The 14411-nt window shown below is 34.9% G+C and carries 13 protein-coding genes; 8 read left to right on the plus strand and 5 right to left on the minus strand.

Annotation, left to right across the window (positions count from 1 at the left end):
- Positions 1 to 6: 6 nt before the first annotated feature.
- Positions 7 to 1224, plus strand: a complete 1218-nt coding sequence (gene argJ, locus BKH45_RS00020) for a bifunctional glutamate N-acetyltransferase/amino-acid acetyltransferase ArgJ (protein WP_095273426.1) — start codon at positions 7 to 9, stop codon at positions 1222 to 1224.
- Positions 1225 to 1241: 17 nt separating this feature from the next.
- On the opposite strand, the gene flgE is transcribed toward argJ, so the two are convergent.
- From flgE to nrfH, 4 genes are all read right to left on the minus strand, one after another.
- Positions 1242 to 3392: a flagellar hook protein FlgE gene (gene flgE, locus BKH45_RS00025; RefSeq protein WP_095273427.1), complete on the minus strand. Its 2151-nt coding sequence runs from the start codon at positions 3390 to 3392 to the stop codon at positions 1242 to 1244.
- Positions 3393 to 3510: 118 nt separating this feature from the next.
- On the minus strand, positions 3511 to 4956 hold the full coding sequence (glnA, locus tag BKH45_RS00030) for a type I glutamate--ammonia ligase (RefSeq protein ID WP_095273428.1): 1446 nt from the start codon (positions 4954 to 4956) through the stop codon (positions 3511 to 3513).
- A gap of 209 nt (positions 4957 to 5165) precedes the next feature.
- Positions 5166 to 6968, minus strand: coding sequence for an ammonia-forming cytochrome c nitrite reductase subunit c552 (locus BKH45_RS00035; protein WP_095273429.1), 1803 nt, complete (start codon positions 6966 to 6968; stop codon positions 5166 to 5168).
- A 15-nt stretch (positions 6969 to 6983) separates the two neighbouring features.
- Positions 6984 to 7409, minus strand: a complete 426-nt coding sequence (gene nrfH / locus BKH45_RS00040; RefSeq protein WP_257874467.1) for a cytochrome c nitrite reductase small subunit — start codon at positions 7407 to 7409, stop codon at positions 6984 to 6986.
- A 163-nt stretch (positions 7410 to 7572) separates the two neighbouring features.
- On the opposite strand from nrfH, the gene BKH45_RS00045 reads away from it, so the two are divergent.
- The 5 genes from BKH45_RS00045 to hypD are packed head-to-tail and all read left to right on the plus strand — an operon-like array spanning position 7573 to position 10989.
- Positions 7573 to 8331, plus strand: a complete 759-nt coding sequence (locus tag BKH45_RS00045) for a polyphenol oxidase family protein (protein ID WP_095273431.1) — start codon at positions 7573 to 7575, stop codon at positions 8329 to 8331.
- A gap of 60 nt (positions 8332 to 8391) precedes the next feature.
- Entirely contained in the window at positions 8392 to 9117 is a 726-nt protein-coding gene (gene hypB, locus BKH45_RS00050) for a hydrogenase nickel incorporation protein HypB (RefSeq protein ID WP_095273432.1), read from the plus strand.
- Positions 9118 to 9127: 10 nt separating this feature from the next.
- Entirely contained in the window at positions 9128 to 9385 is a 258-nt protein-coding gene (locus tag BKH45_RS00055; protein ID WP_095273433.1) for a HypC/HybG/HupF family hydrogenase formation chaperone, read from the plus strand.
- Complete coding sequence (locus BKH45_RS00060) at positions 9382 to 9870, plus strand: DUF2147 domain-containing protein (protein WP_095273434.1); 489 nt, start codon at positions 9382 to 9384, stop codon at positions 9868 to 9870. Before BKH45_RS00055 ends, BKH45_RS00060 begins: the two co-directional genes overlap by 4 nt.
- A gap of 3 nt (positions 9871 to 9873) precedes the next feature.
- Positions 9874 to 10989 (plus strand): hydrogenase formation protein HypD, encoded by a 1116-nt coding sequence (gene hypD, locus BKH45_RS00065; protein ID WP_095273435.1) that lies wholly within the window; start codon positions 9874 to 9876, stop codon positions 10987 to 10989.
- Here hypD and BKH45_RS00070 read toward each other — a convergent pair whose 3' ends face one another.
- Positions 10990 to 12678, minus strand: a complete 1689-nt coding sequence (locus BKH45_RS00070; protein WP_143428360.1) for an AAA domain-containing protein — start codon at positions 12676 to 12678, stop codon at positions 10990 to 10992. It lies immediately after the preceding gene.
- 569 nt (positions 12679 to 13247) lie between these two features.
- Between BKH45_RS00070 and BKH45_RS00075 the strand changes: the two genes are divergently transcribed.
- Together BKH45_RS00075 and BKH45_RS00080 are read left to right on the plus strand one after the other, a co-directional pair.
- Positions 13248 to 13466, plus strand: coding sequence for a hypothetical protein (locus BKH45_RS00075; RefSeq protein WP_095273437.1), 219 nt, complete (start codon positions 13248 to 13250; stop codon positions 13464 to 13466).
- 182 nt (positions 13467 to 13648) lie between these two features.
- Positions 13649 to 14002 carry a hypothetical protein gene (locus tag BKH45_RS00080; protein WP_095273438.1) on the plus strand — a complete coding sequence of 118 codons (354 nt, stop codon included), beginning with the start codon at positions 13649 to 13651 and terminating at the stop codon, positions 14000 to 14002.
- Positions 14003 to 14411 lie beyond the last annotated feature (409 nt).

Raw genomic sequence — 14411 nt, forward strand, 5'->3', positions numbered from 1 at the left:
AGACACATGAAAACTTTTGAAATTTTGCCCATCAAGGGAGGTGTTGATAGTCCAAATGGATTTTGTGCCGGTGGGATAAGCGCAGGACTCAAAGGGCTTGATTCTCACCAACCTCAGCCGGATATTGGCTTTTTGTATATGGATCCCCCCTGTCTTGCTCATGCTCTCTTTACTTCTAATAAATTTCAAGCTGCTCCAATCAAACATTTCAAAACTTATGTAAAAGAGAATCCCACTAACTTTGTCCTCATCAACACAAAAAATGCCAATGCTTTAACAGGCGCGCAGGGCGTAGAAGATATTATAGAGATTCTCAAAAATCTCAAAGAAAAATTCCCCCAAATCCAACATCCCATCATGTGTAGCACAGGGGTGATCGGGGTAAGATTACCAAAAGAAAAAATAATGCAATCTTTTTGTAAAATTAATTTCACTTCAAAAACTCCTCTCTCGCACACTCAAGCTGCTCAAGCTATCATGACAACAGATAGATACCACAAAGAAATTGCCCTTGAAGTCAAACTTTCAGATGGAGGCAGTTTTTGTATCGGCGCGATGGCAAAGGGCGCGGGCATGATTAACCCGAGTTTGGCTACTATGTTATGTTTTATCACTACAGATGCTTGCGTGCCTCCCCATCAGGCAAAAGATATTCTTGCTGAATGTGCCCACACCACATTCAATGCTATCAGTGTTGATGGGGATATGAGCACCAATGATACTATCATGCTTTTTGCTAATAATCTCAGTGGGGCTTATGATGAAGATGCCTTTAGAGAAGCCTTAAAAATCATCATGAATAAACTTGCTATGGATATTGTCTTAGATGGGGAAGGATCCCATAAATTAGTAGCTTTTGAAGTTATCCAAGCCAAAAATGAAGAACAAGCCATCAAAGCTGCCAAAGCCCTCAGCAATTCTTTGTTGGTCAAAACAGCTATTTTTGGCTGTGATCCTAATTGGGGACGCATTGCTTCAACGATTGGTTCTTGTGGTATAGAAGCCTATGAAGATAGTTTAAAAATCCAAATTGGGGATGTACTTGTGTTTGATAGAGGTCAAATTCTTTTTGATACACATACTGAGAAAAAAGCTGCTGCCATCATGCAAACAGATTCTTTTGTTATCCAATGCGCCCTAGGAGTTGGCAATGGAAGCTTTAGGGCTTATGGTTGTGATTTAAGCCATCAATATATTGATATTAATGCAGATTATAGAAGCTAATCTCACCAACAGGCGGATTATTGCTTCAAATTTAAAAGTGTATTGAGAATTTGATCAGAGGTTGTTACGGCTTTGGAGTTAGCCTGAAACCCTCTTTGGACGACGATTAATTGCGTAAGACTACGGCTTAAATCAACATTACTCATCTCAAGTTTGGACCCTGATACTCCCCCTCTCCTACCTGTATTGGCTGCTCCAATCATAGCATCACCTGAATTCCCTGTTTGTGAAAAGACATTCCCGCCCTCTGATTGGAGTCCTGCATTGTTAGAGAAATTTGCAAGGGCGACTTGGGCAAGTGCTAATGTCCTCCCATTGCTAAAAGCCCCCAGTAATGATCCGTTCGAATCAAATCTCACATCCATTAAATCACCTGCTTGATAACCATCTTGATTGATAGCATAGGTTTCTGAGATTTTATCAACACTTGTCAATCCGCCAAAACCACCCATAGCACCAAAATTTAAATCAATTCTTTGGGGCGCATTGGATCCATTTTTGGGATCAAATTGCAACACAGGAGGGTTCATGCTTGCCAAACTCCCATCGCTGTTAAAGCGTAATCGCCCTCCTTCAAAGATATTAGGCCTGCTAGGGGAACCTCCATATATCTCTGAGGGTTCCGGGACAACAGCCCGATAATTCCACTCAGATCCACCACTTTTATAAAATTCAAATCTTAATGTATGTTTTGTCCCTAAGCTATCGACAATATCAATACTTGTTGTATGGATAGCATGGGTAATTTTTGAAGTGCTTGTCGCTGTCCCTCCTTCTATCAAAGAGGCAGTATTAAGCGCTTTCATAGTGTCTTTGAATAAAATATTATTGGTAACATTTTCGGATGCATAACTACTCACAAAGATATTGAGGTTGTCTTTTTTGTCATCTCCATTATCTTTATTGGAAATTTCAAACATACCAAATTTATTAACCGTAACAGATACAGAGGCAGCACTATCACTATAGATCTTGGTAGGTTCTTTGATCATATTAGCATCATATTGCATCAATTCTCTGAGATCTTCAGTAGTCCGGAATTGTCCTGTTGCAGAATCCGGACTAACAGATTTGGTATAGCGATATCTAAAAGCAGTAATGTTGGCATCTCCTTCAATAAAATCAGCAAAAGCACCCGTTCCTGAAGAGGTTATGCGAATATTTTTAACCTTTTCGTCTCCATCAAGTTCATTTCTATTCTCTAATCGCAACAATCCGGCATCTACATAAGCTTCTACACCGGTTTTGTCTTTCACGGCATTGATGGCATTTTGGGCAGCAATCATGGTAGAAATCCCACTAACTGCCGAGTCATTGCTAAAAGAGATTTGAGTATCATTGAGTCCGATAGTATTTGTCTCATTAGAATTGATAATTTCATTTTTCATCTCAGAAGTCTTGTAACTCACCCAGATCCCTTGATTTTCGTTCAATGAAAAAGCATCTCCATCTTGATTAAACAATGCTCCAAAATCTTCTGCCATTTGTGTGAGATTGGATTTTGAATCATAAATAGGACTAACCCCATCAGAAGCTGTTTTTGCACTAGAATCCAGTGCAAAAATATTGCCTGTTTGATCTACGTGTCTCCCTGCATCCAGATTTGCCCTCATGCTGATTTTTGTGCTTGCCCGAGCAGGCATCACCATGCCCGGATCAATACGAATATTTTCTAAAGGACCCGTGTTATCGACTTTGAAAAAATCTGCATCACTCATTTTAGAAGCATTTTCAATGTCATTTCTCACCCAACCTTGGACAACATATCCCCCTGTAGTTACAAGACTACCATCAGCATCAAATACAAACTCCCCATCTCTTGTAAAATTTCTTGTTGTGCCTCTATCAGGACTGATAACAAAAAAGCCTTCTCCTTCGATGGCTAAATCTGTTTTTACATCTGTATTTTGGGTGCTTCCTTGAGAAAAAACTTTTGTTGTCGCATCCACAGCTACCCCTAAGCCTACAGAAAAATCATTCTGACCGCCTAAACCATTTTTGTAAGGAGAAGTTGCAATCAATTTAATCTGCGAAAGCATATCCACAAATGAAGCCCTGGAATATTTAAACCCTACCGTATTGACATTTGCAATATTATTGCTCTCAATATCAAGCGCTATTTGGTGAGCTTGCATACCACTCACACCAGACCACATAGATCTAAGCATATATAAATCCTTTTGCTAATGTTTTAGATATAACAAGCAATTAGTGTGCCAAATATTTTAATGAAGAGATCAATTTGAAAAAATAATCATCTGCCTTAGCAGATGATTATGATAAAAATCAGCAAGAATAAGTAGAAATAAATTCAAATGGATGAGGGCGTCCTTCCCATGGCCAAATTTCAGACTCAAATTTGAAAGTCTTATAGACTTGTATAAAATCCTCTGTAAAAACATCGCCTGCTTTGAGGTATTTTCTATCTAAAAGCATTTCTTCTATCGCGCTTCTTAGGGTATGGGGCATTTGTTTGATGCCTTTTTCTCGAATCTCATCAAGAGAAAGTTCAAACAAATCAATATCCATAGGTTTTCCGGGATCAATTTTATGAATAATACCATCAAGCCCTGCCATCAAAATACATGAAAATGCCAGATATGGGTTGGCAGAACTATCCGGAAAACGAAATTCTAACCTTGCACTTTTATCTGAAACACCATAAGGTATCCTAACACTTGCACTTCTGTTTTGTGCTGAATAAGTCAAAATAGAAGGCGCTTCAAATCCCGGAATCAATCTTTTGTAAGAATTAGTAGAAGCATTTGTAAAAGCAGCTACGCTTCTGGCATGTCCTAATACCCCCCCTAGAAAATACAAAGCATCTTCGCTTAAGCCTTGATATTTTTGTCCTCCAAAGAGATTTTGTCCTTCTTTCCAAATACTCACATGCGTGTGCATACCACTTCCATTGTCTCCAAAAAGTGGCTTAGGCATGAAAGTTGCTGTTTTACCATTGAGATGAGCCACCATTTTAACGACATATTTTAACTTTTGAACATTATCAGCAGCTTCTACCAAATCACCAAATTTAATCCCGACCTCACCTTGACCTTGGGCAACTTCATGATGGACAACAAAAGTTTCCAGCCCTACTTGGTTGAGGACTTTGACAATCTCTGCACGCAAATCCATCATCGAATCTACCGGCGGGACAGGGAAATATCCCCCCTTCGTGCCGGGGCGATGACCTGAATTGATACCCCCTTCAAAAGATCTGCTTCTATTCCATTCGCCTTCCTCACTATCAATCTCGTAATATTGGCAATTGACCGCATCTGTAATTTTGATAGAATCAAAAATAAAAAATTCATTCTCAGGACCAATATAGGCTACATCACCAATACCTGTCTCTTTCAAATAAGAAACAGCTTTTTTTGCCAGGCTTCTAGGGCATTTCTCATAAGGTTGATTTTTGTAAATATCCCAAACATCACAAAAAACAACTATTGTCGTATCTGCGCTAAAAGGATCGATAAAATACCTCACCAAATCAGGCAACAAAATCATATCAGAATGTTGGATAGGCTGCCATGCTTTTAGAGAGCTTGCATCAAAAGGAATGCCATTTTGAAATGTTTCTTCATTGATAGCGCTAAAAGAATAAGCCATGTGATGCCATATTCCTTTAATATCTGTAAATCTAAAATCCACAAATTCTACATCATTTTCCTTACAAAAAGCAAAAAAATCTTTGATATCCTTTAATTCATTACGCTTAGGAATACTCATTATTTATCCTTTCAAAATAAACTTATCTTCAAATTCTAACATTCTATTATAAAATCCAAACTAAAAGGACAATATAAAGCCATTATTTTATCTCTTTGTACAATAGAGTTTTAAAAAGAATTTGATTAAACACAGGAAAATCTCCTATGTTTAATATCAATCAAGTATCCCATAAACCAAACACAACCATACAACATTACAGGCTTGTTTTAATCTAAAGCCTTGTAATTATAAGGATTTATTTCTTTATCAAGTTCTATAAGTTCTTTGGGAGGAGCAACATTGACATCATTTTCTTGATAAAATTTATCTCCTTTTTTGTGATCACCTACATCTGCTTTCCATCGTAATTGACTGGGGGCAAGCTTAAAAATATCTTGAAATCCCAAATTAGAGGGCTTGAATTGGATATGATTTTTTGCGGCTACTTCTGTAAGCAAACTTTGGGCGTATCTTGCCATGTTAATTGCTTGCAATAATGCTCTGGCAGCCTCTTTTGGATTATGAAAACCTCCGGAATTTTCCGCATTGACAAAATCTGCCCTCATTTGAGATTTTCTATGAAGTTCTAAGACTTCTTGAAGGATTTGAGTAATCTTGGCATTATCAGGCTTAGAGTTACTTTGATAAAGTTTTTGTTTGCCAAGTTCTTCACGGACATATTTAATGTCTTTTATTAAGCTTACAATAGCATATTCAGCGCTTCTTAAATCATAAGCTATAGAATTTTGAATCCCATAGACTTGTTTTCTCAAATAATCCTCACTTTGAGCATGGCAACTTTTACAAGAACTATTGATATCTTTAAGAGGTGAGGTAATATTGTGTTGGGTGAGTTTTTTTGCCCCTTTTCGGATATAGGGCATATGACAATCTACACAACTGACACCATTAGCTGCATGCACACCTCCACTATACATTTCTGATTCCGGGTGTTGCATTTTTAACATAGGGGCTTTGGTATCTTTATGAATCCAATCATAAGGAAAAATATCCTTAATTTTATCATAGTAATCATCAAGCATTTCAATCCTAAAAGGTTTGCCTTTTTTCCATTCATCCCAAGGAAAAGTAAGTTCTATTCCATTGGCTGCTATTTCAATAGGTTTATTATTGTTTCTCCAAATATCTGTTTCATCATAAGTTTTTTGCTTACCATTCCACCATTTGGCATTGGGATCTGAAGAGATACTCTCTCCCATTACGACTACTTTTCCCCCTGTGGGGCGAAAATAATATTCTACATGACATTGAGAACAAACCAGAGTCCGCATTTCTTGTCTGCCAGCCTTGATCCCTGCAATACTATCAGGTTCATAACCTCTGGCTATCAATGCCTTAATAGCTGCAGGGCGAGTCAATCTCAAGCCCATATCATTGGGATTATGACAATCTGCGCAAACCAATCCCATCCTTGTCCCCCCATGAATCCCTCTATGATCTTGACTATTGGGGTCTTTTGCATCCATCAAGGGAACATTTTTAATCATTGTCCAATATTGAGTTGTATTAAAAACTGCCCAATCCCCTTTGGCAACATTTTTATATAACCACGGCGTCCAACCGCTATGGCAATTCATGCAAGCAGTTGGCTGCCCGTCAAAACTTGCCAAACCAAAAGAATTTAAAAAATCCTTATGATTTCTGGCTGTATTCATTTGATCATTTTGAGCATAAAAATGCCCTCTTTCTTCATTGAAATCCGCACTAAAAGCATACCCTGCCCAAAGTATAGTAAGTTGAGGGTATCTCATCAATTTATTGTAAGCAAGATTTCCACCAAAATGTGTGGGGGATGGCTTTTGATCCTCTATACTTAAATACATATCTACATAATCCGGAAAGTATTTGCCCCAGGTTTGAAATCTTGGATCTTCATCGCTAAGCTTAAAATCAGATTTGATTTCTAAAGCTTCCATTTTTTTATGCGTGATGTCCGTATTTAACCAAAATATTCCCGCTCCCACTACTATACCCACAACAATTACAATCCATAATATCTTATTCTTCATTATCTCCTCCTAAAATTAAAATCCGCGTAAATGCCCCACGCCCTTATGACAAGAGACACATTTCAAAGCTTTGTCTTGATGGGGATCACCTAAAGTTGGGTTTACAACATTTTTTACATATGGCAAATGGCAACGCATGCAATTCTCTTGCACTACTTCTTGAGTTTTTTGGGTGGCATGAAAATACATAGGCAAATCTTTTTTGAAACTAAAAGCATAGGCATGCCCTACTCCACTTTGCGCTTTTGCTATCCATTTGCGAATAAATTCATGAGGCAAGTGGCAATCAATACACGTAGCTACCCCTTTATGAGAGCTTTTATTCCAATCATCATAAACACTATTCATTACATGACAATTATTACAAGCACTCGAATCACTACTCAAATAAGAAAAACCTTTCGCGTTATAAAATGTATATATCCCCCCTCCTATGACCATAACTACTACAAATACAGCTATAACAGCAAGAAGGGATAAAGCTTTTGACTTACTTGTTTTCAAAAATCCTCCTTTTTTTGTGATTTGCAATTGTTATTTTAGTGATAAAATGAGAACTATATTTTGACTTAAGTCAATTTGACTATTTTATAAGGATAAATAAATGGTTAATGAAAAAGAAATTTTTTATTCCAGCAATCAAAGCCCTTTGTTCCAATCCGGCGGTATTGAATTTTTTCTTACTTCAAGACATGGGGGCATAAGCTCGCCCCCTTATGATAACCTCAACCTTGCCTATCATGTCGGGGATAAAAAATCCTGCGTCCGACATAATAGAGAAATAATTCAAAACACTCTCTATCCCCATAAGCAACTTTTGTGGATGGATCAAACCCATAGCAAGCATATTTTAAATATTGATAAAAAATATTATCCTGATGGGTTTGTAGGCACAGGAGATGCCATGATTTGCAAAGATAAAAATTTCTGTTGTATGGTAATGGTTGCTGATTGCAATCCTATATTGATTTATGAGCCTTATATCCGTGCTTTTGCCCTTATTCATGCCGGCAGAGAAGGCATGAGAAAATCTATTATTACCCATACAATCAACTCTCTTGTTCAAATACATGGTGGGGATAGTGCCCGTATGTTTGTCTTTGTAGGGGCATCTATTCGAAAATGTTGCTATGAAGTCAAAGAAGATGTTGCCCTATGTTTTGACAAAAATTATCTTATTGGCAAAAATGATTCCCATCATTTGGATTTGATTGGTTTGCTTCAAGATGAATTAGAAAAAAACCATATTCAAAAAGACCATATTGAAATCTTGCCCTCTTGTTCTTGCTGCCAAAAAGATTTATTTTCTTATCGTAGAGAAGGGGTTACAGGAAGATTTGGGTTGATTGGGGCGCTGAAATAATTGAATATTTAGATCTAAAAAGTATAATATATCAAACAACCCAAAAATTAAGGAAAAACAATGAACACAAGAGCCGCATCCCTCAACAACAACCCCAATCTCAATAAAAAAAGCGTGCAAATTGTAGAAAAAATTCTCAGCAAAAATGACATCAAAGCCAATTCCTTACGCCAAAAATACAAAGATGACGGACTTTATACCATCAATTTGATGAGTTCTCCGGGAAGTGGAAAAACTACATTGTTAGAAAGTCTGAGCATGTTTGATGATTTTAAATTCTGCGTGGTTGAAGGGGATCTCCAAACCAATCGCGATGCAGATAGGCTTATCAAAAAAGGTATCCATGCCCAACAAATTGCTACCGGAGAAGCTTGTCATCTTGAAGCAAGCATGGTAGAAACAGCTTATGAAAAACTTCAAGCCCAAGGAGCTACCGAAGATGTTGATTATTTGGTTATAGAAAATGTAGGTAACCTCGTATGTCCTGCAAGTTATGATTTGGGAGCTGCACTCAATATCGTCTTGTTGTCTGTACCCGAAGGAGATGATAAGGTTCTCAAATACCCCACAATGTTCTTATGTGCAGATGCTGTAGTTATCAGCAAATCAGACATGATTGATTATTTTGGTTTTAGAGTTTCTCAAGTCAAAGAAGATATGGCAAAGCTTAAACCCAATGTGCCCTTATTCCTTACCAGCACCAAAGATACAAAAAGTCTTGAAATTTTTAAAGATTTTATTGTCAAAAATAAACAGCAAGAATATTATTCCAAATACTCATTTTAAGGAAGATAAAATGTGCTTAGCTATCCCTTCTAAAGTTATCAGCATTGATAAAGCTACCCATTCGGTTACTCTTGAAACTATGGGAGTTAGACGTCAAGCAAGCCTTGATTTGATGGAAGAAGAAGTCCATATTGGAGAATATGTATTGTTGCATATCGGGTATGTTATGAGTAAAATTGACGAAGCTAGCGCTCTGGAATCTATCAAACTCTATGAAAAAATGATACAATCAATGGATGAAGAATATATTGATGAGGAGTATAAATGAAAAAATTATTCATTGTTTTGTTTTGTTTCATAGGATTTGTCGGAGCAAATGACATCAGTGGCTTTTATTTAACCCATGGGGGAAAAGACAAAACTCAAGCCATTGTGGAATTTTTCAAATATAATAATAAATATTATGCTTATGGTTTTGCAAATATTGATGGATCACAGCCAAGAAAAGATATTCACAATCCTAATATAAATCTTAGAAACAGGCTTGATAAGGGAGTGGTATTTGTTTTTGATCTCGTAAAAAATGGGGATAACTACAAAAATGGCAAAATCTATAACTTTGATAATGGTAAAACCTATTACCTCAAAATCACTCCTGAAAATAATGAACTCCAACTAAGAGCAAGTATTGATAAAACCGGCTTCATGGGAGAAAACCTTATATGGAAAAAACTTTCTGAAAATGAAGTAAAAAAATATTTACCTCAAAAGCCACCTCTTGAAGAAATCATCAAAAATATACCTAAAGATTAAAATATGAGTGATTCCTTATTGATAGACTCTTTTCGAGATAAGCAAGCTATTCTTGCTCTATCTGCAAAGATCTCTCATATCGCCTCTAAACTTAATGAAAAACTTTATATTATGGAAGTTTGTGGAGGACATACGCATACTTTAATGAAATATGGTTTATCTCATTTGTTACCTCCAAATATAGAGTTTGTCCATGGTCCGGGTTGTCCTGTATGTATTATGCCCAAAAATAGAATTGATCAAGCCTATGATATTGCTTGTGCTGAGAATACAATCTTGCTTACACTTGGGGATATGCTTAAAGTCCCGGGATCTAAAGGTAGCTTGCAAGATGCGCGTTCAAAGGGAAAAAATGTTGGTTTTATTTATTCACCTTTGCAAGCCTTAGAGGTTGCGCGTCAAAATCCTGATAAAACAGTTGTTTATTTTGCTATTGGATTTGAAACGACGACACCTATGAGCGCAGCATTATTGCAACAAGTACAAAATTTGAAAATCAAAAATCTTTTTTTTCACATCAACCATGTTTTGGTCCCTCCCCCTCTAGAGGTAATCCTTCATTCTCCTGATTGCAAAATCAATGCCCTCATAGCCCCTTCTCATGTAAGTGTTATCACAGGGGCAAAAATTTACCGGCCTATTTTGGAAAAATACCATATCCCTATTGTGGTCAGTGGCTTTGAGCCTGTGGACATGATGGAAAGTATCTTGCATCTGGTAACCCAAGCGACTCAAAAAACAGCTAAGCTTGAAATACAATATTCCCGCATTGTGAATATGGAGGGCAATACAAAAGCCCAAAAAATGATAGAAAAATTTATGACCCCAAGGCAAAACTTTGAATGGAGGGGATTAGGGAACATCCCTTATTCTGCGCTCAAACTCAAAGAAGAATATGCTTTCTTAGATGCAGAGGTTTTGTTTTCAAAAATTCTACGTCAAACCCCTATCAAAGATAATAAAGCTTGCAGATGCGGGGATATTCTCAGAGGAGTCGCCAAACCCTATGATTGCAAAGTCTTTGGCAAATCTTGCACCCCCATAAATCCTATAGGAAGTTGTATGGTAAGCTCAGAAGGGGCTTGCGCTGCGTATTATAAATATGGCAATATTGAATGATCAAAAAGGTAAAACACTGCCTTTATCAAAAGGTTTTGAAATATCAAGAATATTTTTGAGAAATTGCCCCTTTTGAAGATGCCAAAACTGATAATCACAGACAATGATAAGTCGTTTTTTGATCCTGCTAATAGCAACATTTAAAGCATGCAAAGCCTTGAGATTAGATGAATTTGTAAGATGATAATGCAAAACAACAGGAGAAAAAATCACAGTATCAAACTCTTGACCTTGTGAACCATGGATAGTCCAGACCTTATCATGTGGGATACCTATCTCAATCATATGGCGTCTTTGTTTCACAAAAGGGGTGAGGACACCATAATTGTCTTTCCAAAATAAACGCGCAAGCTCTAGGGCATTTTTAGCCTCACTAAAACTTATATAATCTCTGTCTCTTTTGTCCGGAGGGCTATGCAAATAAAAAAGTTCTGTATGGCTATGTAGCCCGCGAAGTCCATTTTTATAAATATGCTTATCTAAAATCTTTGCCAAATTATCTCCATAGCGGTGTGTTTTTGTCAATCTTGCCACATAGATATCCTCAAAATGCACTTGATCATATTGTGTTTTTGTGAATATAGAATTGTCTTTATTAAAATCTTGGCTACTCAAAAACTCTTCAAGATTCAAGGCAGAAAGATTCCATAAATTTGCATAAAAATTTTCTTGGGTTTGAATATCTTTTAGGGGCATTTCACAAATTGGACTAAGCTGCTTGTGATCTCCAAGCAAAGTAAGCGGGATATTATCTACACAAAGAGCGCAACTTTTAATGAGCGGGGTAAAAGCGCACTCATCCAAAAAAATATGCTCAAAATTCACTTCCAAACTCCTGTATTTACGGATAAAACCATCAACAGTCATGCCTATAATCAGAGAATTTTTAAGCCTATCTTTCAAATTAACATCAAAACTAAAAAGATTTTGGGAAGCGGATTTTTTGAGAATATTGGGATCACAAACTTCCCAATAAGCGCTTAAAAATGTATTTGTAGGCATTCCCAAGCGTAAAATTTTTTCCCGATTTAACCCAAGCTCATCAAACTTTTTGATTAAGGTCTTTAAGACTTGTTCTAAAGAATTGTTTGTAGGGGCAAGTACGCAGACTTTTTTGCCCGCTTGAATTAAGTTAAAAAGTGATTGAAATAAAATAATTTGTGTTTTTCCGCTTCCCGGAGGTCCCCACACATAAGTAATGGGATAAGAAAAAATACTTTTGATTGCAAAAACTTGCTCAGGAGTAGCATTTTTCATCACAACAGGTTCAAGCATATCCACCTTTTTAGGTAGCCCGATAAAATGACTTGCTCGAAAAAAATCTTCAACATTTTTGACCAAAAATTTCAGATCACTAAAAAGCCTTATATTTGCTTTTTGAGCTTTTGTGATGATTTGATACATTGTTTTATCAATATTTAGACATAAAATATTTGACTTTTCATCAAAATATTTTTGTTCTAATCCCTCCTCACCTATCAAAAAATCTTCTTGTTCTATTCTTAATATCAAACTTTCGAAATTAAAAATCTTACTTTTAAGCATAAAACAAATTTCATCTTTTTGAAGATTATAATCAATAATTTTTATTTCATCCAAACCTAAATGATTTTGTTCTAAAAATTGATAATAGATTTGACTTGATTTTATTAAAATATCTTTCATACACCCAATCTTATTTTTAATCACAAAGATACCTGATTTATCCAAAATTTTTCATAAAATAGACCTCCTCCTGCTTGCCCCAAGAGTCTTTGAAATTTTAAAGATTCAAACATCTTCTTATTTTATCATATTTTAAAATCATTAATTGATTTTTTACTTTTTGTAAGAATAACCAAAGCATCTCAATAAACTCCAACAATTAATTTAGAAAATCCTCAAAAAATTATCGAGATCTCAATCTAAAATTTCCTATGCAAAAAACCTTCAAATAAAATATCATTTGATTTTTATAGTAACACTAATTTATTCTATTGGTTATTTTAGTTTCAATTTAATGATATTTTTATCTATAAATATCAAAAATTTGTATTTAAAGATGTCTTTTATACCATTTATATTATTTCATTACGAAATATTTTAAATCTATTTATGTTAATTCTTATCATTTATAATAATAGAATATTCTATAATGAATATTTTATTTTAAATAATAAAATTTATATTTATCTATATTGACTTTAATATTAAAATATATTAAAATTCTAGAATCTATAATAAAATTTTATAGATTAATAATTTTTAAAGGAGAAGAAATGAAAAAACTAATTTTAGTTTTTGCTTCTATTTTATTTTTATCTTCCGGATTTGTATATGCAAAACCTACAGATCTACAAACCCAAAAAGTTGTTTTGACTCAAAATGTACCCACATTGAATGACAAAGATATCAATCTTATGTTTGGAGATGCAAAAGTTAATATAATGGCGCTTGATAATGACGAAATGAGACATACTCAAGGATTTGGATTTTAGAGTAGTTTTTGGGATGGACTTGGTGCTACACTAGGAGTAGGCTCAGGATTTGGAATTATAGGCGGAATTTTAGCTTTGCTTTAATGCGCTTTTCTTAAAAATGGAATAATCAATGTGTCTGAGATTAAGTCCGGTTTCGGACATGAAAATCAAAATTAATATTTTAAATCAAAAGGATTAAAATGAGGATTTTATATGTGTGTATTTGCACTCTTTTATTTATCGGATGTGCGCCCCAAAATTATTCTGCAAATTTTACACTCATTTCTACAGATAAAGTAAATATCCCCTCCAATATCAAAATATCAGAAATACCTGTGGAAGGGGAAAGCTGCTATAATACTATTTTAAATCCTGTAGATAAAGATGTTAGCGCTCTGGTGAGAAAAGCCGTAGAAAATGCCATAGAAAATGGAAATAAGAGAGGCTTTGAGGGTAATTTCCTCATAGATGCCCAAATCAATCAAACCATCAAAAATGGATTTTTTTCTCATAAAGTTTGTATTATAGCAAAAGGTAAAATTGCTAAGTTTTAAAAAGTCAAAGATGCTTTTTTAAACTAAGTTTCAAAACCTCTTAATTCTTATAAAATAAAAATTGAGAGGTTAGAATTTTAAACTATTTTTTATTTATAGTCTATTTTATGTATTTTAATAGTATTTAAATTCTTCATATTCATGATTTTTTGATATTTTTTATTATTAATTCTCTATATTTTATCTCTAATTACTAAATACTAAAAAAATAATTTTTATATATAAATAAATATATTTATCTTTTAATGAAATAATATATAATTAAAAAATAATTTCATTTATAAATTTTTTATCCTCTCTTTAAAACCAAAATAAATTTATCTCATCCTTAAGAAAATTCTTATCATAAAATGAAGAGCAACAGGGAATTTAGAAGTTTATTAGACAAAAAATAGTTATAATTTTACTA

It is taken from the genome of Helicobacter sp. 11S03491-1 (genome assembly GCF_002272835.1).
In the GTDB taxonomy this organism is placed as follows: domain Bacteria; phylum Campylobacterota; class Campylobacteria; order Campylobacterales; family Helicobacteraceae; genus Helicobacter_J.

What these genes read in the sequence shown, in the direction of transcription:
- nrfH (WP_257874467.1), bottom strand. Translation starts at nt 7,409, where the DNA reads ATGGTCATAGGAGGGGGGATATATACATTTTATAACGCGAAAGGTTTT.
- glnA (WP_095273428.1), bottom strand. Translation starts at nt 4,956, where the DNA reads ATGAGTATTCCTAAGCGTAATGAATTAAAGGATATCAAAGATTTTTTT.
- hypD (WP_095273435.1), top strand. Translation starts at nt 9,874, where the DNA reads ATGAGTGATTCCTTATTGATAGACTCTTTTCGAGATAAGCAAGCTATT.
- BKH45_RS00080 (WP_095273438.1), top strand. Translation starts at nt 13,649, where the DNA reads ATGAGGATTTTATATGTGTGTATTTGCACTCTTTTATTTATCGGATGT.
- argJ (WP_095273426.1), top strand. Translation starts at nt 7, where the DNA reads ATGAAAACTTTTGAAATTTTGCCCATCAAGGGAGGTGTTGATAGTCCA.
- BKH45_RS00060 (WP_095273434.1), top strand. Translation starts at nt 9,382, where the DNA reads ATGAAAAAATTATTCATTGTTTTGTTTTGTTTCATAGGATTTGTCGGA.
- BKH45_RS00055 (WP_095273433.1), top strand. Translation starts at nt 9,128, where the DNA reads ATGTGCTTAGCTATCCCTTCTAAAGTTATCAGCATTGATAAAGCTACC.
- BKH45_RS00075 (WP_095273437.1), top strand. Translation starts at nt 13,248, where the DNA reads ATGAAAAAACTAATTTTAGTTTTTGCTTCTATTTTATTTTTATCTTCC.
- BKH45_RS00035 (WP_095273429.1), bottom strand. Translation starts at nt 6,968, where the DNA reads ATGAAGAATAAGATATTATGGATTGTAATTGTTGTGGGTATAGTAGTG.
- BKH45_RS00045 (WP_095273431.1), top strand. Translation starts at nt 7,573, where the DNA reads ATGGTTAATGAAAAAGAAATTTTTTATTCCAGCAATCAAAGCCCTTTG.
- hypB (WP_095273432.1), top strand. Translation starts at nt 8,392, where the DNA reads ATGAACACAAGAGCCGCATCCCTCAACAACAACCCCAATCTCAATAAA.
- flgE (WP_095273427.1), bottom strand. Translation starts at nt 3,392, where the DNA reads ATGCTTAGATCTATGTGGTCTGGTGTGAGTGGTATGCAAGCTCACCAA.